Origin of the sequence: Plebeiibacterium sediminum (genome assembly GCF_026013605.1) — a bacterium.
Lineage (GTDB): Bacteria > Bacteroidota > Bacteroidia > Bacteroidales > Marinilabiliaceae > Saccharicrinis > Saccharicrinis sediminus.
Genome location: NZ_JAPDPJ010000014.1, coordinates 33,780 through 59,748 on the forward strand (window position 1 = coordinate 33,780; position 25,969 = coordinate 59,748).

Below are 25,969 nucleotides of genomic sequence, written 5' to 3' on the forward strand. Positions count from 1 at the left end.
TAAATACTAAAATGAAATCTCTATCGGACAACTTTAGTTATGAAGGTAAACAGCTCTTTAAAAAAGGAGGAGAAATAATAGAAGTAATTGAGCATATTGCAAACTTAATACCTGAGGATAATGAAGCATTGCAATCTATTAAAGAGATAATGTTGCATGATGCCTATCAGCTTCAGGTAAAAGTATCCGGAGCCGAAGCTATTGATCTGTATGATCTTAAAATGGAAGCTGCCAGCTTTATTCGCAAAGCTGCCAAAGACCTAATAGTTCAGAAACATGCTTTGGAAATGTTTGATTTTGAAGATTCAGGCTATTTTGATATAGTGAGAGAATTAATTGAAGAATACCGCCTGCTTTTTATTCAATGGGTAGCAAAATTTGATAAGTGGGACTATATCATAGATAGATGGGGATTATTTAACCCTCCGGGAGTTAGCCCTCACGATAAAGATCCTGATGATGATATACCTTTTTAACCAACTATAAGAAATCACTTCTCTTTTAACCTCCTCTACCCCACAATCGGACCTCCTCTATACCAAAGAGCATACTGATGCGGATGGTTATCGGATGGTCTGCGGCATTTCTGCGGATGCTATAGACCGATGCTCACCCGCAGCCTATCCGCAGACCACCCGCAAAAACCCGTTCACAACCCGCAGCCTGTCCGCAGCAGGTATATTGCAAGTCCGTTTACAGTCCGTTCATGCACAGTAAAATGCCTTTTTTAACACTTTTGTGCACAATTTTTTGCCGTTTTTGCCAAATCATGCACAATTTACCCAAAAATCACCTTTTTTGACTATAAAACTAAATCCAACCTCATCCGATAAAAACCATATACACCTATTAATCAATAGATAACAACACCCAAAAAGTAACGGTAAAATTACCGTTATTTTTTTGTCCATCCACTTGATATAATTTAGTTATCGAAAGCTAAGGGAAAGGTTAGCAGTAAACAGTTGCCAGTTGGCAGTTGGCAAAGTAGACTAAGAACTGCAGGCTGAGGACTGAGGACTGTTAACCAAAAACCAGCTAAAACATCGGCCGATACCATGTTTAACCCGATCCTCTTTATTATCTGATCAATACTGGAGAGGGTTACAAAAACAAGATGATGCATGAACTTAAAAATTTCGCCATCGGTTCACTGGGTTCTTTAGGAGTAATGGAGGCTGTAGACAGTCAAATATTCTCTGCCCAGGATGCAGATCCACAAACAATAATCATCAGATCTGCGATCACCCTGCTAGCAGGAGTTCTTACAACAGTAATTTCTAAATGGATGAAACGCAACAATGTTGAAAAGACAGATTCTAAAAATAAAGAAGTTACTGCACCCTAAGAAAAGGGCAATAAAATTAAAAACATTTTTAAAATTAATAATCGTAAAAATTAATAGTCATGGGAAAGTTTGTTAAAGGTTTAAACGGAGGATTTTCAGGAAGAGTAGGTAGCACAGTTGGTAGCAAATGGAAAGGTATCAATTATATGAAATCACTTCCTGATATCAGAGATAAAAAGTCATCAGAGAAACAAGTAATGCAAAGAGCAAGGTTTGCATTTGCTGCCCGATTTTTACAACCATTGTATCCTGTTTTTAAACAGGGCTTAAAAGCGCAAGGTGTAAATCAGTCGCCACAAAATGCAGCATTCTCAGAGTTTTTAAATTATGCATTAATAGGCGAATATCCTGATTTTGGTATTGATTATCCAAACCTGGTCTTTGCAAAAGGAAGTATTCAGGTGGCCGATAAACCTGCAGTGACCATCGAGGATGAACAGATTGTTTTTACATGGTCTGATAATCCCAATGCATTAAAATATGTTGGAACAATGCAGGCTCTGTTAGTTGGTATTGCAGAAGGAGGTTATCCCAGTTATTCTGTTGATGAATATACCAGAGCAGATGGAAAAGGTAGTTTGTATATGCCTAATGCGCCATCAGGAACTCCTATACATTGCTATTTAGCATTTGCCTCATCAGGAAAAATGGGTACAGCCAGCAATAGTATTTATCTGGGTACCGTAACTGCTCCTTAATAATTAACGATCATCATAGTTTAATTAGTATAGCTACTATCAGAATCCTCTTTGTCTTAGGCAGGGAGGATTTTTTTATTTAACAATAATGATTATTAACGCAGACAGGCCTTTCTGACGCTGTATAGTTATTACGTACAGAAACCTGACTGCGACTTAAGAGATGTCTGCGTTAATCAAAAGTTTGTGCACTTGAAACAACATTCGGGCGAGACTTTGTCTATTTATATTATTTTAACATTTAAACAATTAATTCTGGTATTCTATTTGTATCATTTAAAACATTACAAACCAAACACATAATACCATGATCGCTACTCTTCATAATATCACAGACAGTATTGTCATTAGAAAATCCTTAAAATGGAGAAACTGCATTTTAAATGATGACAATAAAACAGAATGCAATACTATTTTTGAAAATATGCAATTAATGCTTCTTAAGTTTTTAAGAAAACTATCAAAGAACAGCAGCAAAACAGATTTAGTTTCACATTGTATTCGTAATGTTTATTCCATAAAATCGCGATTACAGGAAAAAGAATGGCCCCTTCCCTGTTCATTATCTAAAAATGAAAACGAAGTATATTTACATGATTTCAATTTTTACCTGATGTTATGTGGTATATTAACCAAAGCCAGTACACTTTTTAAGGGCTATTTATCAGCTAAAGACCGCTTATCATTTGCTCAAACACTACCTGTGGTACAGGGTAATTCCCGACGTATCATTCAAACTATAAATTTACTACCTCAAACCACATGGATTCAAATTATTAAATTAGAACAAGAGAAAAATAAATTTTTGCAATCGTTAGATATGCTGGATCATAAAATTTCAGAACTGGATCCATCCTCAGCTGCTTATTCTTTTTTATCAAATTACCACATGTCAATTACCAGCTCGCCTGATAATTTAGAACAAGAAAAACACATCATTAAATGCCATCAAAATATACTTCAAATAGTTGATGATTATAAGCATTTAGACTCATATAATATGACTAGTGAATTAATGCACGAAGGTTTTAAATTGGGCTGGACTCACAAAAAAACAAAAGAAAAGATTTATGATTACTTTATGAATGATTACCTAAATAAAGCATTTATTGTAAGCGAAATAAAGAAACTTCGTTATACTCAAAAGAAATGTAAGAAGTTAATATCAAAAGGGGTCATAAAAAACGAAAGAGTGATGAATTTTATGAACGAAATAATTCTTAAACTATCACAACTAAGTAAAAAAGATACAGTTGTTCATGATTATATTGAATGGACTCACAGTCCCAAAGAATTTGTAAAGGCTATACACAAATTTATAACAGAGGGCTATATTAATTTTAAAGGAAATACCGATTTACAACCCATTGTTGAGCATCTGACCAGATTTATAAAAGTACGAAAAATGAACAATAGCGGTATGCTTACACAAAGTAGTTTACTATCTTATTTTAAGAAAGCAAACAGTGGTGATTTAATTTAAAAACAGGTTATCGTATAGCTGTATTTTACCAATTACATCAATTAGTTTTCTTATTTCCTGAACGTATAAATATCATAGCGATTGCAATGGTTATAAAGCCCATAATTAAGGCTCCAATTATTCCTTGTATGGCATAATTGGAGTAATTAAAATTGGCTTCTGCGTCCATGGTAGTTTTATAATAACCTAATTCTACTGAACGTTTAATTACATTTGGAAAATATTCAGGTGTAATAATATATGTAGTTATCCATTGCGTCAATGGACTTAATAAAGCAATAAAAACCGTTAAGATGATACCTGAAATAAAGCCTTGCTTATAGTTCATCATTCCATTGTAAAAACGTTTCTTTTTATCTTTCAACGCCATCACCATTACTATAATTGCAGGGATAGCAAAAAGATTGGTGAAATACATATGATAATCGATATATTTATCATGCAATCCACTCATTTTTTCTAATACCATCCAAAGTAAAACAACAACAGAAAAGATAATAGCCCACTTGATTTCAATTTTTAATTTTTGCATGTTTTGATCATATAAGTGATTAATTGAATAAACTTGTTCTACTTGCCATTTAAAAAATCAATAATAATTCTATTAACCAAATCTGGTTTTGAGCCAAAAACAAAATGAGAAGTGTTAGGTAATATACATAATTGAGAATTAACAATGGCACGATTTAACTCCAGTGCATGCTCAGTTTTAATTACATCTTTATCTCCTTGCATAATAAGGGTTGGGATTTTTATTGATTCAATCATTGCATCATCGATATTAATATCCACCAACCACATCTTTTTTGTATTATCAAGATATTCATCTACTTTTTCGGGTTGTGATCTTAATGGAAATTGATTTTTCATCCACCATCCATTTTCGTTTTTAGCCCATGCAATCATGCCATTTTTCATCCACTCAATATCTTGCTGTTTTATTGCACTAAGTCTTGTATTTGCACTAATCGCCACTAACTTTTTAATTTTATCTGGTCTTTCTGCTGCAAGTAATAATCCTATTATTCCACCATCACTCCATCCTATTACATACAAACTATCCAGTCCCAGTTTATCTATAAAATGAGAAACATTCTCAGCAAGGATTTGATAACTTAAAGAATCCAGATGACTTGATCGACCATGACCCGGGCTATCCATTGCAATAACCTTAAAATGTTTAGATAGATCTTTAATAGAGTTTTCATAATTCATTATAGACCCTAATCCACCGTGGATGAGTAACAATGGGGTGCCTTGTCCATAAGTTTCATAATATATAGTACTGTTATTAACAGAAATATGTCTTCCATTTTCCAGATTTGATCCATAATTAACCTCATCATTGTTTTGAGCATAAGTTTGAAATAATGAAAAGATGACGCATAATAGTAATATAGAATTTTTCATAGCTGTTACATTTATAGAGTGCTTACTGCTTCAGTTCGTATCTCATTGAAATTAATCCTTATTCTTCATCATAATTTGTCCCTCCCAGTGATGATGTGAATTTTGATCCTCAGAACTATTATAGTCATCCGTCTTTCCATTTCCTGTAGCATCTTCAAATTTTCCGGTTCCTCCGAGTATTACAAAATCATCTTTCCAATATGATGTTACATATGAAGGATGATCATCCGTTTTTCCATTTATTACCGCACCTTCCAAACCTACAAATAGTGTATCACTATCTGAATCAACAAAATAAGAATAGACATTACCATAATGTCCATTGTTGGGATTAACACAAAAATCAAAATGAACATTGATCTCTCCCATCAAATCAGAGGTTCCTGTACATTTTACCTTAACCCTAATGGGTAATATTGTATCCGTACAGTGTGGAGCGGGTAAGGTATCAGGCCCGGTGTACAAGTAGGTTCCTGTAAAATCAGCCTTAAAATCAGAAGTAATCATTTCTGTTTTACGATCACTCTGATTAGATCTATTTGATTTATTGATACATGATTCATAAGTCAATACAAGTAATATTAATATGAGATGACTTAAAATGTAGATTATTTTTTTCATAATACAGTGTCTTATATTGTTGTAGGATAGCGGGTTTTCTTTTTTATTCTTTATAAGTTCCATTCAAATTATTGCCTGACTGTTGAATGAAGGAAGTTCATTTTCCATTCTCCTTCCACTTTTTTAAAAGAGGCACTTTCTATCCAATCATAATTATCTTCAATAGTATCATTTAACACCATATCCATATGATTGAAATAATTAATATTACCATACTCGCTACCAATATTTACATGAATATTATTGAAAGAAAATGTTGCTACATATGGGGGTAATTGATTCAAGAAGTTATACAAGCTGTCATTATTCCAGACTGAGCCATTTTCAAATAAAACAAAATCTTCTGTTGTAACTGAGTTCATCTTATCTAAATCCTTATCCTTTACTCCATCAAAATAACTGATTATTAATTGCTCCAACACTTTAGGATCATCGTTTTTTTTCATATCCTGACAACTAAATAATAATCCTAAACCAACCATGAGTAATAAGTTCTTTGTCTTCATAATTACAGATTTTTCAAAGTTCATTAATGAGAGATATATTGAATTATTGATTATGATAACGCTTCTTGAATAACTTTTTTACAATCAATAGGCTATTAGTCTGGCTTTTATTATTTTTTTTAGCCTAATAAAAAGTAATCAATTGTAGTATTAAATTCAAGTGCTATTTTAAAATTGCCTTTATAAAAAAGATTAATAAAGGAATTTGCTCAGAATAGATTGAAGACTTAAGCCTGTTAAAACTACACGCCACTCCCATTTAATTAGTAAAAAACTATGTATCAGACTTTAAACAAACCGTAAACCTTTGATATTATTTGACATCCATATTAATTTCAACTAAATTGTATAAGCTTCTCCCTTTCTCTACTTGTGGGTATCTATTTATTCATCTAAAAACATTCTGTTATGCGTTTATCATTGAATTTTTTAGTAGTACTTCTTTTTGTAAGTACATGTTTATTGTCACAAAAAAAGAATGGAACAATTTTTATTGAGCATGAGGCTATTGATAAAACGGTAAATCTATGGAAGGCCTTTGAAAATGGTGACAAAGAAACTTTCTTGAGCTATTTTGCTGATAGTGTTTATATTTTAAGCAATGGAAAATTAAGTAATTGGACAAAAAAATCATTAGGTGAAAGTTTAGAATGGTGGAATAAAGAATTTGAAAATTTAAAAATCACTGATCAAAAACCTGCATTCCCTGATGCCTTAGAATATAAAGAAGGAGGTCTTTGGGTTCAGGATTGGCAATTGATGACTGGAAGACATATAGAATCCGGTATTAACTTAAAACTGCCTGTACACAGATTATACAGTTTTAATAAAGATGGAAAAATAACATCGCTACACTCCTATTATAACAATGATATTTTTGAGGAAATACGTAATAGCAAAATGACTAAAGAAAATGGTACAGTATATATCAATCATCCTTATATTATTACCATTAGAAAAGCCATGAATGCATTTATAGATAAAGACATTGACAAATGGTCCAGTTTTTATGCACCTAATGCTTCATTTATTTATTCTTCCATGTCACCTGATCAATATCTAAAATTAGAAGAAAATAAAGATATGCTAACAAAAACATTCTTTACATCCGGAAAAGAATATAAGGTTGAACAAATTGGTTATCCGGATTGCATCTATTATGCAAAAAGCGATGATTATGCTGTATTTTCCTGGTGGAAAATGACAATTAAAAAGAACGATAAAAAATACGAATATGTTTTTATGCTAACAGATAGTTTTGATAAGGAAGGTAAAATTATAAGTGAATACATTTATAGTAGCAGCAATCATATAGAGGGTTGGTAAATATAAATGCCTCAATAAAGTATGCTTAAATAACATCTTATGGATAGACCAAAATGGCAAGGATTTATTAAACCTCTGCTTTGAAACAAAAAAACTCCCGGCAAAAACACCGGGAGTTCATTTTTCTTAGGAATTGCTATCCTTAGTTTACTTTTTCATCTAAAGCCTTACCTGGTTTAAATTTAGCAACTTTTTTAGCAGCTATTTGGATTTCTTTTCCTGTTTGAGGGTTTCTACCTGTACGAGCAGCACGCTCACTAACTGAAAAAGTACCAAATCCTATTAATTGAACACTCTCACCTTTAGCTAAAGCGTTTTTAATTGCTTCTGTTGTTGCTGTGATTGCTTTTTCTGTATCAGCTTTTGATAATCCGCTTTCTTCTGCGATTGCGTTTACAAATTCTTGTTTAGTCATCTTCTTTTTTTTGATTGAGTTTTATTTCGTGCGCAATATATATGTTATTTCTTTAATTAACCAATACGTTATTTTTTTATTTTTAGGATAAATGAACTTATAGAAGTAAAGAGTTACAAATAAGAGAAATATAAATGTATCTGTAAATCAACTTTTAGTATCTATATTTTGCAGCTAAAAAAACTTGAATATTATATTATTGAAAAATACACAATTGAAAATACTGCATAATTGTATATTAATACGTATCTTAATTACAGCTAATAGGATTAATCTTTTTATGTCAAGATTTATTATCATTACAAACTAAGTAAGAGTATCAAAGCGATAGTGAGTAACATGGAAGAAACTAATCATAAAGAAGAGTTTGAGGAACTTAGATCAGAAATTAATAAGCTAAAAGAAGAACTGATCAAAGAGCGTGAAATAAAAGGTTATTCCTTGTTATTACAGGAAATTGTGGATAAAAGTCCATATCCTATGTGGATTTCTGATGCCGCAGGTCTGATGCAAAAAGCCAATAGGGCATTGTTAGATACTTTAGGATTAAACAATGAAGATCTTATTGGAAAATATAATATTCTAGAAGATAAAAACCTTGAAAAGGAAGGTTTTTATAACGATATCAAAGATGTTTTTACCAAACTTACAACAACTACCATTATGATGTCGTGGGATGGAAAAAACTCAAGAATTGATGAAATAAAAAATGCCAGAAAGGTTTGGATTGAAGCTAGTTTTTTCCCTATTATCGATAAAAAAGGTGTGCTTACTAATGTTATTTGTCAATGGTTTAATATCACCAAACAAAAGGAAGCAGAACTTAAACTAGCCAAACAAAACCAGGAACTTGAGAGCATCGTTCATGAAAGAACAAAGGAACTGGAAGAGAAAAACCAGGAACTGGAACGCACTTCTCAAAATTTGGCTGAAATCCAGTCTAAAATGATGGAATCTGATAAAATGGCATCATTAGGTTTCTTAACTGCCAGCATTGCTCATGATTTAAATAGTCCATTAAATTTTATTTATTCCGGATATCAGCAATTGGTTGAATTATTAAAGGAGAAAAATGCCATAAACAAGGAAGAAAGCCAGGTTTGGTTAGATGCTATCGACAAAGGTGTACACAACTGTGTAAACATTATAAAAAGTCTGAACCAATTCAGCAGAACAAACATTGAAGATAATGAATCATTAGATATTCATAATGTTTTGGATAACTGCCTTTTGATACTACACAACAAATTAAAGTATCGTATTAATATAAAAAAGGACTATTGTAAAAAAGACATTAGCATTTCGGGTAACTCCGGACAAATGCACCAGTTATTTTTAAACATCATTACTAATGCCATGCATGCCATAGAAGATAAAGGCATCATTACCATTGAAACAAGATCTGCAGAAAATCATATCACTATTAAAGTAACTGATGATGGATGTGGTATTAAGCAAGAGCATTTAACTAAAATTATGGATCCTTTCTTTACAACAAAACCTCCTGGTTTTGGAACAGGATTAGGATTATCTATCACTCAAAAAATTGTTAAAGAGCATAATGGTACTCTGGAAATTGAATCTCAACCAAATCTAGGAACAACAGTAAAAATTATTTTGCCTTCAAAAATATAATATACCTTACTCGTCAAAAAACATGCAGGGAATAATCGTTTTAACTCTTCAATACGATTAAAGTCACTATTCATATCTGAATTAGTGTTATTATATATTTTCTCTCATCAAAAAAAAGGGGTACTCAACAAAAAAACATATTCCACGAGTTTCTTCAATACCAAAAATCATTATTTTCACACGAATTATTTGAAAAACTATATCAGTTAATAACTTTCTAAATATTAAAATGGACTAAACATTAAGTGCCCACATCATATATAAGCATATAAAAAATAATAATCCAACCACACATTTTATGAAAAACCAATTTATAAAACCTTAATTATTCAAATCGTATTCCACTATACTCTGAACAGTATATACAAACATTTTGAGTAAAATAAATCATTAAGCAAATCAAAAATAACTTAAACATGAAACATCTTTCAATACTACTCTTAGTCTTATTTTCATGCCAGCTCTTTGCTGAGACAAAAAAAGCTGATCAAGAAAATAAAGATGAACTAACAACACAAAACACAAATATTACTTTAGAAAACCTTTTGATCTATAAAGCAAAAATTGATTCTATATCAGACGCTTCAATAAAAACATCTATTAATACAGAACCTACCCCATTAAGTAAGACAGATTGGGATGAATACTTAAATATTATTTTAGCTCTGATTGCTGCTGTTGGTACGTTTTTAACGGTATTGGTTATTTATCTCGATACAAAACAAAATAGTATTAATAAGACAATTCAGGAAGAATTATTTAAGGATTTAATCCGCCATTTTTATAGAAACTTAGTAGTGATAGGCGTACTAAAACATAAGCTACAAGGCAAATACCATGAAATATACCCATCTGAGGAACATATTTTAAAATTCAAACTACTTCCTGAAGATCTGCGTGTTGATCGTTTTAGCAGTTCTCATATCCACTATCAGCAACTACATAAACTTGAATTACAACTACGTAATTTTGATATAGAAGTAGATGTAGCAATGGATCATTTTAAAAATAAGGATATGGATACTGAAGTCAAAATAAGAGACCTTAAAACATTGGAGTTTAAATGTGGTCATCTCTCAAATTTAGTATTAGAAGTACTAGAAAAATTAAAGTTTAAGTTTCATACCTTAGAACAAGCAGAAGAATTTATTAATGAATTGTCAGAGGATGGAAGAAAAGAAAAATCCAAGTCCAAAAAGAATCCGAAACATAAGAAAAAATGGGATGTTTTCCTTAAACTGTTTAATCGAATAAGAAGGTTAATGACAAAACTTCTTTCTAAAATAAAGAGATTTTTAAAAAAGAAAGCTGCCCCACTAAGTGATGAGGAAAAAATAGTTATCGAGCAGAGATATTTGCAATATATAAACACTTTACTTGTGGATAATAATCTAAATATAAAACTATTAGAAGACGATGAAAAATATAAATTCTATATTGAGATGACTCAAAAACTACAGTACAATCTATGCATGGATATACTTGCAGAAAAAGATAAAATATATACAATTTCCTTCTGAAATTAGACTTTTCATATTTGTTTCGTAATAAAGCGAACCTGCATAAGCGGGTTTACAATTTATATGTTCAAGGCAGATATAAACAACATTTACTTTTTTAAGTGAGTTTTAATATAATCAATGAGGTTTTCTACGGTTTTTTCCGGAGCCTCATTATTATTTATGGTATAAACAATATCCGCTTTATTATAGGTATCAAAGCGGATATTATAATCATCATTAAATAGGTTTTTCCAACCGTATCCATTTTCCTCTGCGATTTTATAGATGGATCTTTTTGCCCATGAATTTTCATAGGATAAACGATCAATTAAAACATCCTTATCTATGTTTAAAAATATTGATATATAGCCTAATTCCTTAAGCTTATGCCTATAGTTTTCTCTCATAAATATTTTACCTGGTAGATCCAGTATTAAGTCAGAAGTTTCTTCCTTTGTTAAAATATCAATGTTTAAAAACTCCTCATAATCACGAAAAAGAGTCTCTCCATATTCTTTAATAAAATCTTCAGATCCACTACATTTTTTAAAGTGTCCATCTTTTTGATCCGGAAATCTCAAACGGTAATACTCTATCGCAATATCAGATTCCGGGGTATTCAATATTTGATCATAATATTGATCACACTCTAATATCTTTTTATTTAGCATAGAAGAAAACAGCCTTGCTATAGTTGACTTACCTGATGATGGCATTCCAACAAAAACAAAATTTATATTTGATAATTGAATCTCCATATTAAATTATATTCAATTGAACAACATCAGTTACATCCTGATACTTTTGTTTCAAATATAAATGATTATAATTAAAATGAAAATTAACGAATATCTATCCTAATAAGCATAACCTGTATATCTGTTGAATTTTTATAATTAAAGATACTGGTACACACATTAATCTTTCTTAATTAATAATAGCTTACCGTTTTGGGGTTGAATACTATACTCTTTATATTGATTTGCACTGAATTGTAATTTTAAATCTTGCCCGTAATTAGAGGTAGACCCCATTCATATTTTTAATTTTATAAAATTATTATAACAACAAAACAATTTCAAGTAAGGTGCCACACATAGACAAACCACCCAACACTCAATATATCAACAATATAAATACAAACCCTATACAACTTCAATAGTATAATAATCGTCTACTTGGGCGGATATTACTTGTTAAGTCATTCATTATAAAACTATATCAATTGTTTTTACTACTTTTATTCTTCTATGATATCTATAATTTTTATCAAAACTCTAAGCTTTACAAATAACCATGCAAAACAAACGAACAACTCAAATTCTATTCTCCCTGTTCATCTCCTGTTTTATTTATAGCTGCACCAGCAACTTAAATTGGGGATCCGACTTAGAAAGTAACTTAAATTCAATGGCTGATTCACTGATGAAGGATTTAAGTAAGTTAAATAAACCCAATGCAACTTATAATGTGAATGACTATGGAGCTATTGCAGACAGTTTAACTTTAAACACAAAAGCTATTCAGCAAGCCATTGATACATGCGCTAATAACGGAGGCGGAATCGTATTATTTCCTGAAGGCAATTATGTAACTGGTACTATTGAACTAAAATCAAATGTGTATTTAAATGTCGATAAAAATGCCCGGATTATTGGAAGTACAGACATTAAAGATTATCCGGATCACATAGAGTCTTTAAAAAGTATCATGAGCGAAAGCTATGAGTTTAAGCAGTCTTTAATATATGGTGAGAAGCTAACCAACATTGGAATTATTGGAAATGGAGAAATTTACTTTCGAGGTGAGAAAGAATATTTCGGTGGACCGGAAACTCAAACTCTAATAGTGGATCGCCCGTTAGGAATCAGGATCATTGAATGTAAAAACGTTATTGTAAAAGATATTCATCTTAGCAACTCTGCAGCATGGATGCAAAACTATTTGCATTGCGAAAACCTGCTATTCAAAAATATGACTGTAAATAATCATGCAAACTTTAATAATGATGGATTAGATTTGGATGGTTGTAAAAATGCAGTAGTAGATGGTTGTTTTATTAATGCTGAGGATGATGCCATGTGCTTTAAAGGTGCCAGCTTTTATGATACAGAAAATATTATCGTCAAAAACTCAACTTTCTTATCAACTTGCAATGGATTTAAAATTGGAACAGATACTCAAGGTAGTTTTAGAAATATTATTGCTAGAAATCTGATTCTGGGAGGAATTCCTGATTCATTGGAATCCTTCAGAGGTCATGAGGCTAGTACAGGAATAACTTTGGTAACTGTAGACGGTGGCACAGTGGAAAATATTATATTAACCGATATTACCATCAACCAAAGCAGGTGCCCTATATTTTTACGAATTGGTGACAGAGGAAGAGTAATGAAAGGCATGCCAAAACCTGAACCAGGTTCTTTACAAAATATCATTATCAAAAATATTGATGGAAAAGATAACTATACACAAGGATCATTGATTACAGGTATGGAGGGATATCCTGTTGAAAATGTAATTATAAAAGACATGAATATATCCATGCAAGGAGGAGGAACTGATAGTATGGCACATGCCACTGTACCTGAAGATATTGCCGGGTATCCTGATGCCCATCAGTTTAACAGAGAAGGTCTCCCCGCTTACGGTTTTTACATAAGGCATGCTAAAAATTTGATACTTCAGAATGTAAAAATAACAACGGATAGTATTGATGCCAGACCTGAATTCAAATATGGTAACAATGTTGAGAATGTTATCATAAACAACAAAATAATTAATTAATCAAGATTTTATAATGAAGAAAATTAATATACTAATTACGCTCCTAGTATTAATTCAACCTATATTCAGTCAGAATAAGTTAAATACATCTGCTAATAATGCACTCCTTCCAAACAGCTTGTTATTGGAAACCCTATGTCCGCTTGATACCAACTTTTCAAAGAGCAACAGTTTAGGTAATGATCTTTATTATTCAATCATTGACTATACGGGAGGAAAATTACCTCATCAATTTACTGAAATAGCTTTCAATAGTAAAAATCATAAGTACACCTTAGAACCATCAAACTATTATCCTTATGATTTTACGTCATATACAAGTCTCAATGAGGATGAAGTAAAAATCAGCTTTGGTGAATCAAAAGAAACAGTTGTTTCTGGTGGTAAAAATATAGAAGTTATAACACCGTTGAATCCTATAGAAATAAAGGCCGTTCAGTTTATTGAGTCGTGGAATTTAAATACTCAAGCCAACACTTTTGATAAAACCATAAAAGCAATTATTCCTATTCGTTCCTTAATCAATTACTCTGGCAGTATTCAAAAGCAGACTTGTATTATTGAACAAACTCCTGATAAAGACATAAAAAATGAAAGATTGATTGCTAAGGTTAAATATGAGGTGTTATTGTTCAACAAAAATGAATTTAAAGGAGATGAGGATGAATATGATTTATTTAAAAAGGAACTTTCCAATGCTCCTTTATTAACCAGTTATGCCAGATACCAATTGATTGGCTTTATTGAAACATCTGCACATCAAAAAATAATAAATGCTTATGATTTTAACACCAACAAACCTATAGAAGATATTAAATCTATCAAGCAAATGCTGGGATACACAAGTACAGTACTAAATGTAATAGATACTTCTACTGGTGAAGTTGTAGAGAAGATTATTGAAGACCGCACTGCATCTGTTAAGTCCATTATTTTCTGCGAAGAATGGTATACTAATAAAGATAAAAGCTCCATCCATAAAAAAGTAGTTGGCATTGCTCCGGTTACATGGAAAGAAAACTCTCTGGAGAAAAATACAGGTTTTACACTTTGGTTTGATGAAGCGAAGGTTTTTTGAAGGTTATAAGGCTATCTTTGTTAGGATAGCCTCATGTTTATTTGAATATTTTTCTCTTTATAGAACAGAATAATAAGTTATTAAACCTTTTCTTCAATTTGCTTTTTGAATTTTGCAATTATACTTTTTGCTACACTTCCAAATAAAGTAAAATAAATGGCCAGAATTAATACATTTAGATACACCTTAAAGAAAATCATTGAAATAACAGTAAGTAATAAAAATACGAATCCAATTGATAACAATCTAACAAAAAAAGCAGTGATACGATGTTTTAACATCCATTGCCTAAAGCCCTTAATTTTTATTAAACTCCTATCTTCAATTAAACTATTAGTTAGTAAAAAGTATGTTACAAAAAAGATCAAAATCATCCAAAAAGAAATGTGATTGTTTCCATACTTTAAATTAATATATGCATTAAGTAATATCAGAGTACCTGGCATCTTCCCAACAAAAGTATCATGTTGATCATACTCAGCAAAGTCACCAACTAAAACAATCTTATCTTTAAACTTTTGTTCCAAATCTTCCGGATTCATCCATAATAAATCAGCCCCTAAATCATAATAATTGTTTTCCATATTTTCATTGTATTTGGAAAACTTTTTAAAATAGAAAGTGGGAACTATCGACCTAAAGGCAAGCTGTCCATTACGACAATAAACAGGCCCTTTTTTTTCAAATCTACCACCATCTATCAATTCAAAGAACTTTACAGGAATTGACTTTTGTTGATTTATTATGTAAGGGTATTTTAAAAATGTACCACTTAAAACAGTACTATTCCCATTAACAGCTGCCATTATAACAGATTGTTCCTTTTCAATATATTTATTTGTTGTCATGGGTAAATAGAAGTTTTTCGTTCTACCCATTATTTCACCCATAATGGAATCTTCAGCATATTCTTCATCGAAATCAATATCAAAGAAGACAAGTTTATGCAGGTTATTTTGGCTTAAAACGCTTAAAAGTTTGGTTAGTTTCCTTCTATCTGTTAGAATTTGCTCTCCTGCAGGAAGCCCTAAATCATCATTTTTAGGTACAAGTACTTTATCATAGGCAATATTTATAAAAACAATACTATCAAAATTTTCATCATACTTGTAACTATCCTGAAAATATTCCTCAGCAAAAGTAAAAAGTGTAAGATGCTCTTCTCCTGCATCATAATCAAAAGGTTGATTTAACCATACATAGGTTACAACAAGTAATATCAACGCGTGTAATATTGCAATCAGTCCCCAACGTTTTCTATTTAAAAACTTTAAAATCTCTAATAGAATCCGAAAAATAAAAGCTACAACATTTTTTATTTTCGATGATATTAAAGTAAAAAATCTCATCTTTGCTCCATATACTGTTTTACAAAATCCTTTTCTACATAGTAATCAGGATACTGAACCTTAAGCATTTCAAACAATGCATCAATGATTGCTTCTTCATTCACATCCATACTAAGTAGTTCTTTTACGTATTTTTCAAGTTCACGATCATCAATAAAAGCAACATAGAACTCCTCAGTAACCAATTGTTCTCGACCTGCAATAGGATCAACCACAGTTAAAGTTACGGGACCCAAAATTGTGTCTGTAACTGCTGATGTAAACATATTATAATTAAACGTAAAGCTATTGTTTAAGTATGGAATTTCTTGTATTACATCTGTAAAATTATCCATGTAGTACATTTCAAGAAAACTACCATCATTGGGAGAATTAAGAACTAAAGGATTTACTGATAACATATTATCTGCAAGAATCAATATAGGCTTTTGTTCAAAGTAGTTCACTAGTTCAGGTAAAGACTCCAATGATCCACCACGAGTTTTATATGCAGTTGTTTCAAGTAATTGCCTCTTTTGTACACTACTATAATTACTAATAGTCTTTTCCAGAATCACTTTATTTTTAGCACAGTTATTATAACACACAATCACTAAACCACTTTTATCCGGAGTTGAAAAGCTAAGCTTCTCAATATCCTTTATATCATATTCTTGACCTGGTTTTATGGGATTATTGTCAATTGTAGCATTGCCCTTAATGCGTAATACCTTAAAAGTATCGGACTTAAATGCCCCTCCTAATAAAAACACGCTTACAACAAGTAATAAAATACTAGCAATTCTATATTTGATATTATTCATGAGTTTATATTTGAGTTCTAATAATACTTTATTGCACCATAATCAACGGAAAGTTATTTCCATTAAATGTTTCATGCATAGGTGTTTGTTGATTTCCTGTTAAATTCTTTACTTCCCCTGTTACAAAATTGATAAGCTCAAGAATGGTTATTACTCTGTCACCATCAGCATCTGCTTTACCAGAGATCCCTTCAAGGAGTGCTTCTGTAAAAGCCCCATTCTCCCATTTTGAGTCTTCCATTGATTTTTGCGCTCCGGTGGAAGATGCAAAAGAAAAAGCACCATCTTCTGTGGAAGTCAGATCGTGAACAACTGAGGAAACAGTTGCACTTCGTGTTTTTATTCCTCCACCTGAATGACAGGCATCTGTTAAAAACAAAGCTTTTGTCCCCAAATCATTTAATAAAATGCTTAATGTGCGATTAAACTCAGTATAGGGTACACATGTTGAACGTAAAGAGTTTGGATTTGCACCATAAGGAAAATAGTAATATCCATCTCGATTATCAACTCCTCCATGTCCTGCAATAAAGATTATTGCCACGTCATCTTGTGTACAGCTGGATTCTATCCAGGAGAGACCATCAAGAATAGCTTCTTTTGTAGCCTCACTATTTAATAATGATTTACTTTTAACCTCCTTATAGAGATCATGATTACTAGCCTTCATTATTTCGACAAAATCAGATGCATCTTTAGCTGCATAATCTAAATCTACAATTTCGGAATTCTCATAATCATTTATTCCAATAGCCAGAATAACCAAACGAGGCTTAGTCTGCAAACGTTTCTTTATCAAAGTAATTAATGCAGGTTTACCATAGCCATATTGTGTTTTTGACTTTACTGTCAAATTACAGGATCCCTTTGCCGGTAAACTGACATAAAAATAACCTTTGCCATCTGAATATGAATATTCAGTTTTACTTGCTGGTGCACCATTAATCTCAACCACTATATTATTCTCTGTCCAATTTTCAGTAGTATTTAATGAAAATTCTATTCTTTTTAACTGATCAACATAAAATTCCTTGTTAAGAGGTGACAGAATAGTAACTTCTGGTGGTGGTGAGGCTTTAAAACCTTGCTCACTTATATAAGTAAGTTTATGTATCATATCTGTACTTACTCTATGACATGCACGATTAATCCCAATAATATCATCTGCTGAAGCAATTTGGGGATCCTCTATTCTTCCTGTCATAATATCTATCAAACTGGCTTCGATATAATATTTACCTCCTGCTTTTGTAATTTTTGACACACACACATAATCAGCACCTGACAGTTTTCCTAATTGTACACGTTGCTCTTCTTCTACAGTACCAGATTCCTGAAAATAGTTTGCTTTCATTAATTGATCAATTTCTTGATTTGCAAATGCAGAAAATCCGTCGTCATGACTTAATGATTTTGATAATTCACCTCGTACCATAAATCTTATAAGGTTCGAAATATCTTCAGTATTTGTAACAGATTCTAGCATTACTATTTTCTTTACATTTCCAATTTTATTGATATCTCTCTTTTGTTCGATTGCATCAATAGTTTTTTTTATCAATTCTGTAGCCAGTCTATTAGTTGCATGGCTGACCTCATTAGCTTTTGTAAAAGCGGATGCTGGATCTTCAATCTTTCCTGTCTCTATATCAATCAAAATAGCTTCAATATAATACGCATCTCCTGCCTTTGAAATTCTTGAGATACATGCATAATTAGCTTCTGACAGTTTTCTTAATTTTAACCTATGTTCCTCATCTACCATTCCATGTTCCTGAAAAACATCAACTTTCATTAACTGATCAATTTCAGTACTCGAAAAAGCTAATATTCCATTTTTTAGGTTTAATGATTTAGCTAGCTCTACACGGGTCTTATTTTTTATAAGGTTCGAAATATCATCAGTAACTGCAATCGTTTCTAGCATTGCAATTTTCTTGTCTTGTGCTAATGCATTAGTAAAACTTAAACTAAAAATAAATGTACTGAGATAGAATACAATTTTGTTCATATACTCAAAACTTGTTCTCATTTATAAAATCAAACTTTCTATTATATATTAAGGTTACTATTAGTTTCTTTAATCTAATTTATTAAAGAATCTATTTTCTTATATTTTTCTATCACCTCTCCTTGCACATACCCAACCCTTCTTGGCCTTTCTACTCTGCTCTCTACTTTTATATAGGATGATATCAGCTTATTTACATCCTCATATTTTATAAGATTTAAATCACTTTCAGATTCACTTTCACTATATATTATTCTACTGGCATGAATCAGCTTTAACTTCTCAAATAAGTTTCTGCACTCCCTGGCATTACCAAAGTGTTTTGTTTTTTCTTTTGATAAAATTGTAATAAAGTTATTCATCGCCTCAATTGCTGATTCTTCAAGAACATAATTTGCAGCATCAACCATTTGAAGAAATATTTGTGCCAATGCAGCTTCATTATAGTCATTAAAGTTTATATGATATGGAAAACGACTGGCTATACCAGGATTTGAATCTAAAAACGGAAGCATTAATTCAGGATAACCGGCCATAATAACACAGGTTGAATCTTTTATATTTTCCATTTCTGCAACTAAAGTATCAATGGCTTCTATTCCATAATCCTTTTCACTATCTCTTTTATACAATGCATACGCTTCATCTATAAACAAGATACCTCCTCGTGCCTGATCAATAAAGTTTTTCATATTAATTGCAGTCTGTCCAATAAATTGCCCAACAATATCATGACGTTTTACAATCACAACATGACCTTTACTTAAAACACCAATACTTTTATATATCTCGCCTAGAATTGAAGCAACAGTAGTTTTTCCAGTTCCCGGGTTACCTGAAAAGATTGCGTTTAAAGACACTTCATCATTTGATTTTCTAAGCTTGGTCATTTTAACAAAAGCCGCATTGTCTTTAATTCCCTGTTTAACATCATCCAGTCCAACTAAATTGTCTAAATCCTGCATAATTTGAGCTAAAGGACGTTGTTCTTCTAATGAATATTCATCTTTTATAGCATCATAAACATCAGACCTTGTAATCACTTTCAACGACTTTCCCTGCAATTCACTATCTCTGATAGCATTATAGTATCTTACCTCACGATCCAACATCGTTGATAGCATTGGCCTAAACTGATTTGGAGTTAATTGCTTTTTCAAATATTGAAAATATTCTAACGCCAAATCTTTTGCATCATCATTTAAAGAATATTGCTTCTCTTTTAATCGATTTTGGAAATAACTCAGAAGATGATTCTCTGAATACTGACTAAATTGAAATATGTGTTGAAAACAAACCCTTAACAATGGATATAAGGCATCTTGTTTTTCCCAAGCTGACTTTTCAATAGAAAGAATGAATATATTCTTTGTATCTCGTTCCATATGATTGCACAAAATTTGAACTAAATCTGATTTTGTTACATCCAGATTCATCAAACGTTCGGCTTTCAATTCTTTTTCCAGATTTTCAATAACGATAATCTTTCGTCCCTGTGATTCCAGAAAATTCCGTAGACTATCAGCTGAATCAATTTCATTAAAATTATATTGAACTACCTCTATTTTACCATCTCCAAAGATTTCATCGTTAACCGATTTTAAAAAGTATTTAGCGGTTTCAACACCAGCAATATTGTTGGAATTAACCAACACCATATTTAGGGATAATTCAAATATATTATTAAGATTACTCTCATCTGAAAATAAAGGTTTGAGCTCATCTATATAGTTAAGAAATTCAACCGGAGCAATATCTTTAATTTGCAGATCATCCGGATCATCCTTTGTCAATACTTTTTTAATACTATCCGGCTGTAAATAAGTAGACAGACTATTCACAAATTCGTAAAAATCACTCGACACATCATCCAACTCATCCTCAGGTAATGTTTTAATATCAAAATCACCCAGTAATAAAAAATTAACTTCTTCTCCCAAATCACATTGGTCATTATAATCACCAAAAGGATCTTCGCCATCACCTGAAAGAGCTAAAGATAAAACTTCGATCTCTCTTTCTTCTGGTAAAATATCATTTAACACAGAAAGCATCTCTTCACGTTTTAAGGAAATACGTTTACACTCTTCAGAATTAGCATCCTCCTCATCTATAACAATAAAAAAATGAATCATATAAATTACATAATTCCTTTCCGCATCATATTTATGCCCTGCTTCTGTTATCAATAAGAGATCGACATCTTTCATGCCGGTAAATAAAATTCTAACATTGACATCTGATATTTGTCGTTGAATTTCCCTTAAAAACACTTTTTTCCACCCTTGATTTATATCTTCTAAATAATCAATATATAAATCAAATGCATCGTTCATCTGATTATTTGCAAGTTTCTGATTTGCTTTATTTATATAGTCCCAATTATTCATTTCTTTCTTTTTTTGTTCTTCTATTACTTCTTTCTCAATAAAATGAAAAGGAGCTTTTGTTAAACATTCAAAATCTTCCCCGGCTTCGTATAAATCTTCATCATCACCAGGATAATACCAAAAAATATCTATTCTATGATGTTGAACTAGTTTGTCGATCTTAATCAGAAGGTTATTTATTTCTCTAACAACAGAATTAGGTACATAATCCATACAGAAATTAACTGTAGTATATTCTTTGGGTGAATCAAAATAAAGATCCATCCAATCCATCAGTTCCTGAAATAAATCTCTTTGATCGGAACAATACATTCCCTTAATCCAAATTTCACCAGAGTATGCATCTGCGGTAATTTCTGCATTTGTGTGAAAGGTCGATATTTTAAGGTTCTCCAACATCTGGTTTCTAGAAATTCAATTTTACAACTTAAAACTATCAATATTTTAGTTATTTAAATTGCTATAAAACAAAATAGAATCGAATATGTGACCAATAGTTGGAATTGTTTGATAAATGACTAAACTTCAAAAGAAGAGAATATCTGTTTATAATTTGATAAGGCACAGATTAATCTTTATTAGAATAATCTAATCAACAATGTAGAGAATGATATCAGGAGAAAGATAGATGAACCAAACAACAAAGTTATTTATTATCTGATCCAATCCAGTATTAAGTATAACACAGCGTTTATACTTCCTTCGTAATATTAAGTTTTTTCATTTTGGCGAGTAAAGTTGTTCTCTTTAGTCCAAGTAACTCTGCAGCTCCATACTCACCTCCTATTTTCCAAGATGTTTTTTCAAGAACTTTTAAGATATGTTTTCGTTCAACGTTAGTTAAAGTTAGATCAATTTGCTCATCAATTACTTTATCGTGGAAGATTAATTGATCAACATTTAAATTTGAATTTGAAGAAATAATTACACCACGTTCTATCACATTTTCTAATTCTCTAACATTACCCGGCCAATCATATTGTTTCATAAAAGCCATCTTGGGAGCTAATATTGATTTAATGTTCTTACCATACTTTTTATTAAACTTTGCAATAAAATGATTGATTAAAACAGGAATATCATCCCTACGTTCTCTTAAAGGAGGAATATTTAACTGAAATATGTTTAATCTGTAATACAAATCAAGTCTAAAACGTCCGTTTTTTATTTCTTCATTAATATCTCTGTTAGTAGCAGCAATAACTCTCAAATTTAGTTGAATTTGGTCCTTACCTCCAATGCGTTCTACAACGTTTTCTTGTAAAACTCTGAGTAACTTTGTTTGCATTAACATAGGCATTTCTCCTATTTCATCCAGAAATATGGTTCCATTATTGGCCAGTTCAAATTTACCTTTACTCATATTTTTGGCATCAGTATAGGCTCCTGCCTCATGACCAAACAACTCATTTTCAATTAAACTATCAGGTATGGCTGCACAGTTAACAGAAATAAAGGGTCCTGAATTGTTGCTCGCCTTATGAATGGCACGTGCTATCAGTTCTTTTCCAGTGCCAGTTTCTCCTGTTATCAAAACCGAAGCGTTAGTTGAAGCAATTACTTTTAATTGTTCCAACAACCCTTTTAATTGAGCATTATAAGTAACAATTTCACTGTTATTATAAGAATCATTCAATTCATTTCTTAAATAAATAACTTCATCCTGTAATTTTTGCTGTAGTAAATTAAGCGCTTCGTTTTTCTGTTCCAGTTCCTGAACTAATTGCTTGTTTTTTATCGATGAATAATATTTATCTATAGCATTATCAATTTCAAAACCTAAGCTTTCCTCTTTCCACGGCTTCAATAAGAATCTATAAACACGACCTATTTCTAATGATTCTTTAACTGTATCAAAGTCCAAATAACCAGACAATATCATAAAAACAGTATCAGGATAATTTTCTTTTTCGCGTTTTATAAATTCAGTACCAGTTTCCCCAGGCATTCTCTGATCAGTAATTACAACACATATTTTATGCTGTTGTAATATTGCAGAACCTTCTTGCCCTGAACCTGCCAAAAAAATATTAAACCTATCAAAAAAACAAGCATAAAATACATCAAGGTTTGGTTGCTCATCATCAATGTATAAGATGTTACTCATATAATTTTCTTATTTCTCCCGTGAAAAATCTGTAATAAAAAACAAGGACGCCAAAATTACTGATTCAAGTTGGTTATATCGCAATATGAGTTTAAATATTAATAATCAAAAGAAGGATTTTCATCAAAAGACACTTGATATAATATTCATATTCAACACAAACATCCGGAACACAAAAAAACACTTTAATTACCTATACCTCAACCACATAAACTCATTTTGAAATTTAACAATACATTAAAACAATAGTGTCGAAATAATGACTTTTTGTATTATTTCTGTCAATATTTAGTCAGTATTAAACTAATAAGATGCTTCCTAAAAAATATATAAAACTAACATTCAATTACATATATAGATTGGTAAAATAATTGATATATAACACTGCACTAATAATATTTTTTATAACCACAATGATGTAATAGTAATGATTTGTTATGGACAGGTTTTTAGAATCCTTAATTTGTAATATCAGAAAAGAAGGCTATGTAAGCAATTGAAAATTGCAATGCAACACACAATAATACCCACACACTTAAACAAATAATACTTAAAATGAAATTCAACGATTTTAAATTAAAGAAACGTATCAACATTACCATTATTACCATGATAGTTGTAGTATTTGCTGTAATAGGTTTTATAATTACAAGCAATCAGAAAGACGCTATTGTAAAAAATACTCAGGAGCAAATGAACATGCATGTTAAGGATCTCGTGGAAATCCTTAATTCGCATGTACAAGGCAAACAATCTTTAGTGAATATGTCGTTAAATGATGCTCATAGGTTATTTTATAGTAAAGGGGCAATTAATTTATCTGATAAAAAAACAGAGACAACCATAACGTTGGACAATTCAATAGTAAAACAAATTACCTTCAACAGCTTAACTCAAAACAACGTTGCACTCTTTAACAACAATATGTTTGTTGATGAGCTAAAACACGATTCAATAAATGTTGCCAGTATATTTCAGAGAACAAATGAGGGATATTTAAGAATTTCCACATCTGTTACAGACCATAATGGGGATCGGGCTTTAGGAACTATAATTCCTGACTCATCAGAAATTATAAAAACAATTGAACAGAAAAAAAACTTCTATGGAAGGGCCTTTGTAATTGATGACTGGTATTTAACTGCCTATGAACCTATTATTATAAATGGGAATATTGAAGGTATGCTATCTGTTGCAATAAAAGAGAAAGACTATAATTATCTTAAACATGAGTTTTCATCAAGAAAATATTTTTCTGAAGGTTATCCTTTGATTGTTGATAGTGAAGGGAATTTAATTATCCATCCAACCAATGAAGGTGAAAACATTTCGGATAAATTATATTTTAAAGATATAAAAGATGCATCCAAAGCTATATTTAATCATTCACGTTATAAATGGCCTGAAACAGAGGATGGAGAATGGAAGCAGCAGTATTTTAAATATTTTAAACCCTATGATAGTTATATCTGTGTATCGCTGTATGAAAAAGATATGTATCATAGTTTACAAGTAACCACCAATATTAGTGCAATTGGTATTATAATCAGTATTATACTATTATCCGGTTGTATTTACCTATTAATGGGACCTATTCTTAAAACTATCAATGAAATTTCTGATATATCCTCAAATATTTCACAAGGAAATTTAGATGTAAAAATTGAGGTTAATGGAAAAGATGAGTTGGCAGAAACAGCCAATTCATTGCAAATTATGGTCAAAAAATTAAAAGAGATTATATCAGAAGTTGTTGCTGGGTCAAATAATATTGCTGTTGCAAGTCAACAATTAAGTAACTCTTCACAGATACTTAGTCAAAATGCAAATGAACAAGCTGCTTCAGTTGAAGAAATTTCCAGTACAATGGAAGAAATGGCAGCAAACATTGCTCAAAACTCAAGTAATGCAAGGCATAATGAACAAATATCAGTTCAAACAAAAAAAGGATTGGATGAATTATTTGTGAGTACTGAAAATACAATACAAGCAAATAAGATGATAGCTGACAATACAAGTATTATAAAAGAGATTTCATCTCAAATTAATATTTTAGCTTTAAATGCTGCTGTTGAGGCTGCAAACTCAGGACAACATGGAAGAGGTTTTGCAGTAGTTGCTGCAGAAGTTCGAAAATTGGCAGAAAAGAGTTCTACTGTTTCTGATGAAATTGTAAATAAAGTTACCAATGGTGTCAATATAGCTATTGAAACCGGAGATAAAATGAAGTCGTTGCTACCTCATATAAAAACGGTAACTAATTTAACACAAGAAATTACAGCTGCTAGTAATGAACAAAATGAAGGAGCTTCTCAAATAAATTCATCCATCAATCAATTAAATCAGGTTACTCAGGAAACTGCAGCTGCAAGTGAAGAATTAGCATCCAGCTCTGAAGAGCTATCTACTCAAGCCGAAAGGTTAAAAGAGCTAGTAGCTTTCTTTAAAACCGATGATAACTAACACTCAATTATATTCTCAACATAAACATATTTTTTCC

21 protein-coding genes are annotated in these 25,969 nt (G+C 31.2%); 10 read left to right on the top strand and 11 right to left on the bottom strand.

What is annotated here, in order from left to right; all coding sequences use genetic code 11:
• Positions 1 to 11: 11 nt before the first annotated feature.
• The 4 genes from OM075_RS08130 to OM075_RS08145 all read left to right on the top strand — a co-directional run bounded on the left by OM075_RS08130 (position 12) and on the right by OM075_RS08145 (position 3,529).
• Positions 12 to 476: a hypothetical protein gene (locus OM075_RS08130; RefSeq protein WP_301189997.1), complete on the top strand. Its 465-nt coding sequence runs from the start codon at positions 12 to 14 to the stop codon at positions 474 to 476.
• 644 nt (positions 477 to 1,120) lie between these two features.
• On the top strand, positions 1,121 to 1,348 hold the full coding sequence (locus OM075_RS08135) for a hypothetical protein (RefSeq protein ID WP_301189998.1): 228 nt from the start codon (positions 1,121 to 1,123) through the stop codon (positions 1,346 to 1,348).
• Between the two features lie 59 nt (positions 1,349 to 1,407).
• Positions 1,408 to 2,046 carry a DUF6266 family protein gene (locus OM075_RS08140; RefSeq protein ID WP_301189999.1) on the top strand — a complete coding sequence of 213 codons (639 nt, stop codon included), beginning with the start codon at positions 1,408 to 1,410 and terminating at the stop codon, positions 2,044 to 2,046.
• 307 nt (positions 2,047 to 2,353) lie between these two features.
• Positions 2,354 to 3,529 carry a hypothetical protein gene (locus OM075_RS08145; RefSeq protein ID WP_301190000.1) on the top strand — a complete coding sequence of 392 codons (1,176 nt, stop codon included), beginning with the start codon at positions 2,354 to 2,356 and terminating at the stop codon, positions 3,527 to 3,529.
• Positions 3,530 to 3,566: 37 nt separating this feature from the next.
• Here the strand turns inward: OM075_RS08145 and OM075_RS08150 are convergent, their stop codons facing one another.
• The 4 genes from OM075_RS08150 to OM075_RS08165 all read right to left on the bottom strand — a co-directional run bounded on the left by OM075_RS08150 (position 3,567) and on the right by OM075_RS08165 (position 6,066).
• The gene (locus OM075_RS08150) at positions 3,567 to 4,061 is read right to left on the bottom strand and encodes a DUF4199 domain-containing protein (protein ID WP_301190001.1); all 495 of its coding nucleotides are present in this window, start codon (positions 4,059 to 4,061) and stop codon (positions 3,567 to 3,569) included.
• Between the two features lie 38 nt (positions 4,062 to 4,099).
• Positions 4,100 to 4,939 carry an alpha/beta fold hydrolase gene (locus OM075_RS08155; RefSeq protein ID WP_301190002.1) on the bottom strand — a complete coding sequence of 280 codons (840 nt, stop codon included), beginning with the start codon at positions 4,937 to 4,939 and terminating at the stop codon, positions 4,100 to 4,102.
• 51 nt (positions 4,940 to 4,990) lie between these two features.
• Positions 4,991 to 5,560 carry a hypothetical protein gene (locus tag OM075_RS08160; RefSeq protein WP_301190003.1) on the bottom strand — a complete coding sequence of 190 codons (570 nt, stop codon included), beginning with the start codon at positions 5,558 to 5,560 and terminating at the stop codon, positions 4,991 to 4,993.
• Positions 5,561 to 5,628: 68 nt separating this feature from the next.
• Entirely contained in the window at positions 5,629 to 6,066 is a 438-nt protein-coding gene (locus OM075_RS08165) for a nuclear transport factor 2 family protein (RefSeq protein WP_301190004.1), read from the bottom strand.
• Positions 6,067 to 6,474: 408 nt separating this feature from the next.
• On the opposite strand from OM075_RS08165, the gene OM075_RS08170 reads away from it, so the two are divergent.
• Positions 6,475 to 7,392 (top strand): nuclear transport factor 2-like protein, encoded by a 918-nt coding sequence (locus OM075_RS08170; RefSeq protein ID WP_301190005.1) that lies wholly within the window; start codon positions 6,475 to 6,477, stop codon positions 7,390 to 7,392.
• Between the two features lie 142 nt (positions 7,393 to 7,534).
• Here OM075_RS08170 and OM075_RS08175 read toward each other — a convergent pair whose 3' ends face one another.
• Positions 7,535 to 7,822 (bottom strand): HU family DNA-binding protein, encoded by a 288-nt coding sequence (locus tag OM075_RS08175; protein ID WP_301190061.1) that lies wholly within the window; start codon positions 7,820 to 7,822, stop codon positions 7,535 to 7,537.
• Between the two features lie 324 nt (positions 7,823 to 8,146).
• Here OM075_RS08175 and OM075_RS08180 point away from each other — a divergent pair, with 324 nt between their 5' ends.
• Positions 8,147 to 9,442: a PAS domain-containing sensor histidine kinase gene (locus OM075_RS08180; RefSeq protein ID WP_301190006.1), complete on the top strand. Its 1,296-nt coding sequence runs from the start codon at positions 8,147 to 8,149 to the stop codon at positions 9,440 to 9,442.
• A gap of 416 nt (positions 9,443 to 9,858) precedes the next feature.
• Positions 9,859 to 10,962: a hypothetical protein gene (locus tag OM075_RS08185; protein ID WP_301190007.1), complete on the top strand. Its 1,104-nt coding sequence runs from the start codon at positions 9,859 to 9,861 to the stop codon at positions 10,960 to 10,962.
• Positions 10,963 to 11,051: 89 nt separating this feature from the next.
• On the opposite strand, the gene OM075_RS08190 is transcribed toward OM075_RS08185, so the two are convergent.
• Positions 11,052 to 11,702: a shikimate kinase gene (locus OM075_RS08190; RefSeq protein ID WP_301190008.1), complete on the bottom strand. Its 651-nt coding sequence runs from the start codon at positions 11,700 to 11,702 to the stop codon at positions 11,052 to 11,054.
• Between the two features lie 652 nt (positions 11,703 to 12,354).
• On the opposite strand from OM075_RS08190, the gene OM075_RS08195 reads away from it, so the two are divergent.
• The gene (locus OM075_RS08195) at positions 12,355 to 13,731 is read left to right on the top strand and encodes a glycoside hydrolase family 28 protein (RefSeq protein ID WP_301190009.1); all 1,377 of its coding nucleotides are present in this window, start codon (positions 12,355 to 12,357) and stop codon (positions 13,729 to 13,731) included.
• Between the two features lie 13 nt (positions 13,732 to 13,744).
• Positions 13,745 to 14,809 carry a hypothetical protein gene (locus OM075_RS08200; RefSeq protein ID WP_301190010.1) on the top strand — a complete coding sequence of 355 codons (1,065 nt, stop codon included), beginning with the start codon at positions 13,745 to 13,747 and terminating at the stop codon, positions 14,807 to 14,809.
• 80 nt (positions 14,810 to 14,889) lie between these two features.
• On the opposite strand, the gene OM075_RS08205 is transcribed toward OM075_RS08200, so the two are convergent.
• From OM075_RS08205 to OM075_RS08225, 5 genes are all read right to left on the bottom strand, one after another.
• Positions 14,890 to 16,158: a CHASE2 domain-containing protein gene (locus OM075_RS08205; protein ID WP_301190011.1), complete on the bottom strand. Its 1,269-nt coding sequence runs from the start codon at positions 16,156 to 16,158 to the stop codon at positions 14,890 to 14,892.
• A complete protein-coding gene (locus OM075_RS08210) occupies positions 16,155 to 16,961 on the bottom strand; it encodes a hypothetical protein (protein ID WP_301190012.1) in 807 nt (268 codons plus the stop codon). Before OM075_RS08210 ends, OM075_RS08205 begins: the two co-directional genes overlap by 4 nt.
• A 28-nt stretch (positions 16,962 to 16,989) precedes the next feature.
• Positions 16,990 to 18,972 (bottom strand): caspase family protein, encoded by a 1,983-nt coding sequence (locus tag OM075_RS08215; RefSeq protein ID WP_301190013.1) that lies wholly within the window; start codon positions 18,970 to 18,972, stop codon positions 16,990 to 16,992.
• A gap of 74 nt (positions 18,973 to 19,046) precedes the next feature.
• Complete coding sequence (locus OM075_RS08220) at positions 19,047 to 21,761, bottom strand: SiaC family regulatory phosphoprotein (RefSeq protein ID WP_301190014.1); 2,715 nt, start codon at positions 21,759 to 21,761, stop codon at positions 19,047 to 19,049.
• A gap of 292 nt (positions 21,762 to 22,053) precedes the next feature.
• Entirely contained in the window at positions 22,054 to 23,469 is a 1,416-nt protein-coding gene (locus tag OM075_RS08225) for a sigma-54-dependent transcriptional regulator (RefSeq protein ID WP_301190015.1), read from the bottom strand.
• Positions 23,470 to 24,024: 555 nt separating this feature from the next.
• Here OM075_RS08225 and OM075_RS08230 point away from each other — a divergent pair.
• Complete coding sequence (locus OM075_RS08230) at positions 24,025 to 25,932, top strand: methyl-accepting chemotaxis protein (protein WP_301190016.1); 1,908 nt, start codon at positions 24,025 to 24,027, stop codon at positions 25,930 to 25,932.
• The last annotated feature ends 37 nt before the right edge of the window (positions 25,933 to 25,969 follow it).

Coding starts and splice junctions, on each gene's coding strand:
- OM075_RS08130 (WP_301189997.1), top strand. CDS start 12: ATGAAATCTCTATCGGACAACTTTAGTTATGAAGGTAAACAGCTCTTT.
- OM075_RS08135 (WP_301189998.1), top strand. CDS start 1,121: ATGCATGAACTTAAAAATTTCGCCATCGGTTCACTGGGTTCTTTAGGA.
- OM075_RS08140 (WP_301189999.1), top strand. CDS start 1,408: ATGGGAAAGTTTGTTAAAGGTTTAAACGGAGGATTTTCAGGAAGAGTA.
- OM075_RS08145 (WP_301190000.1), top strand. CDS start 2,354: ATGATCGCTACTCTTCATAATATCACAGACAGTATTGTCATTAGAAAA.
- OM075_RS08150 (WP_301190001.1), bottom strand. CDS start 4,061: ATGCAAAAATTAAAAATTGAAATCAAGTGGGCTATTATCTTTTCTGTT.
- OM075_RS08155 (WP_301190002.1), bottom strand. CDS start 4,939: ATGAAAAATTCTATATTACTATTATGCGTCATCTTTTCATTATTTCAA.
- OM075_RS08160 (WP_301190003.1), bottom strand. CDS start 5,560: ATGAAAAAAATAATCTACATTTTAAGTCATCTCATATTAATATTACTT.
- OM075_RS08165 (WP_301190004.1), bottom strand. CDS start 6,066: ATGAAGACAAAGAACTTATTACTCATGGTTGGTTTAGGATTATTATTT.
- OM075_RS08170 (WP_301190005.1), top strand. CDS start 6,475: ATGCGTTTATCATTGAATTTTTTAGTAGTACTTCTTTTTGTAAGTACA.
- OM075_RS08180 (WP_301190006.1), top strand. CDS start 8,147: ATGGAAGAAACTAATCATAAAGAAGAGTTTGAGGAACTTAGATCAGAA.
- OM075_RS08185 (WP_301190007.1), top strand. CDS start 9,859: ATGAAACATCTTTCAATACTACTCTTAGTCTTATTTTCATGCCAGCTC.
- OM075_RS08190 (WP_301190008.1), bottom strand. CDS start 11,702: ATGGAGATTCAATTATCAAATATAAATTTTGTTTTTGTTGGAATGCCA.
- OM075_RS08195 (WP_301190009.1), top strand. CDS start 12,355: ATGGCTGATTCACTGATGAAGGATTTAAGTAAGTTAAATAAACCCAAT.
- OM075_RS08200 (WP_301190010.1), top strand. CDS start 13,745: ATGAAGAAAATTAATATACTAATTACGCTCCTAGTATTAATTCAACCT.
- OM075_RS08205 (WP_301190011.1), bottom strand. CDS start 16,158: ATGAGATTTTTTACTTTAATATCATCGAAAATAAAAAATGTTGTAGCT.
- OM075_RS08210 (WP_301190012.1), bottom strand. CDS start 16,961: ATGAATAATATCAAATATAGAATTGCTAGTATTTTATTACTTGTTGTA.
- OM075_RS08215 (WP_301190013.1), bottom strand. CDS start 18,972: ATGAACAAAATTGTATTCTATCTCAGTACATTTATTTTTAGTTTAAGT.
- OM075_RS08220 (WP_301190014.1), bottom strand. CDS start 21,761: ATGTTGGAGAACCTTAAAATATCGACCTTTCACACAAATGCAGAAATT.
- OM075_RS08225 (WP_301190015.1), bottom strand. CDS start 23,469: ATGAGTAACATCTTATACATTGATGATGAGCAACCAAACCTTGATGTA.
- OM075_RS08230 (WP_301190016.1), top strand. CDS start 24,025: ATGAAATTCAACGATTTTAAATTAAAGAAACGTATCAACATTACCATT.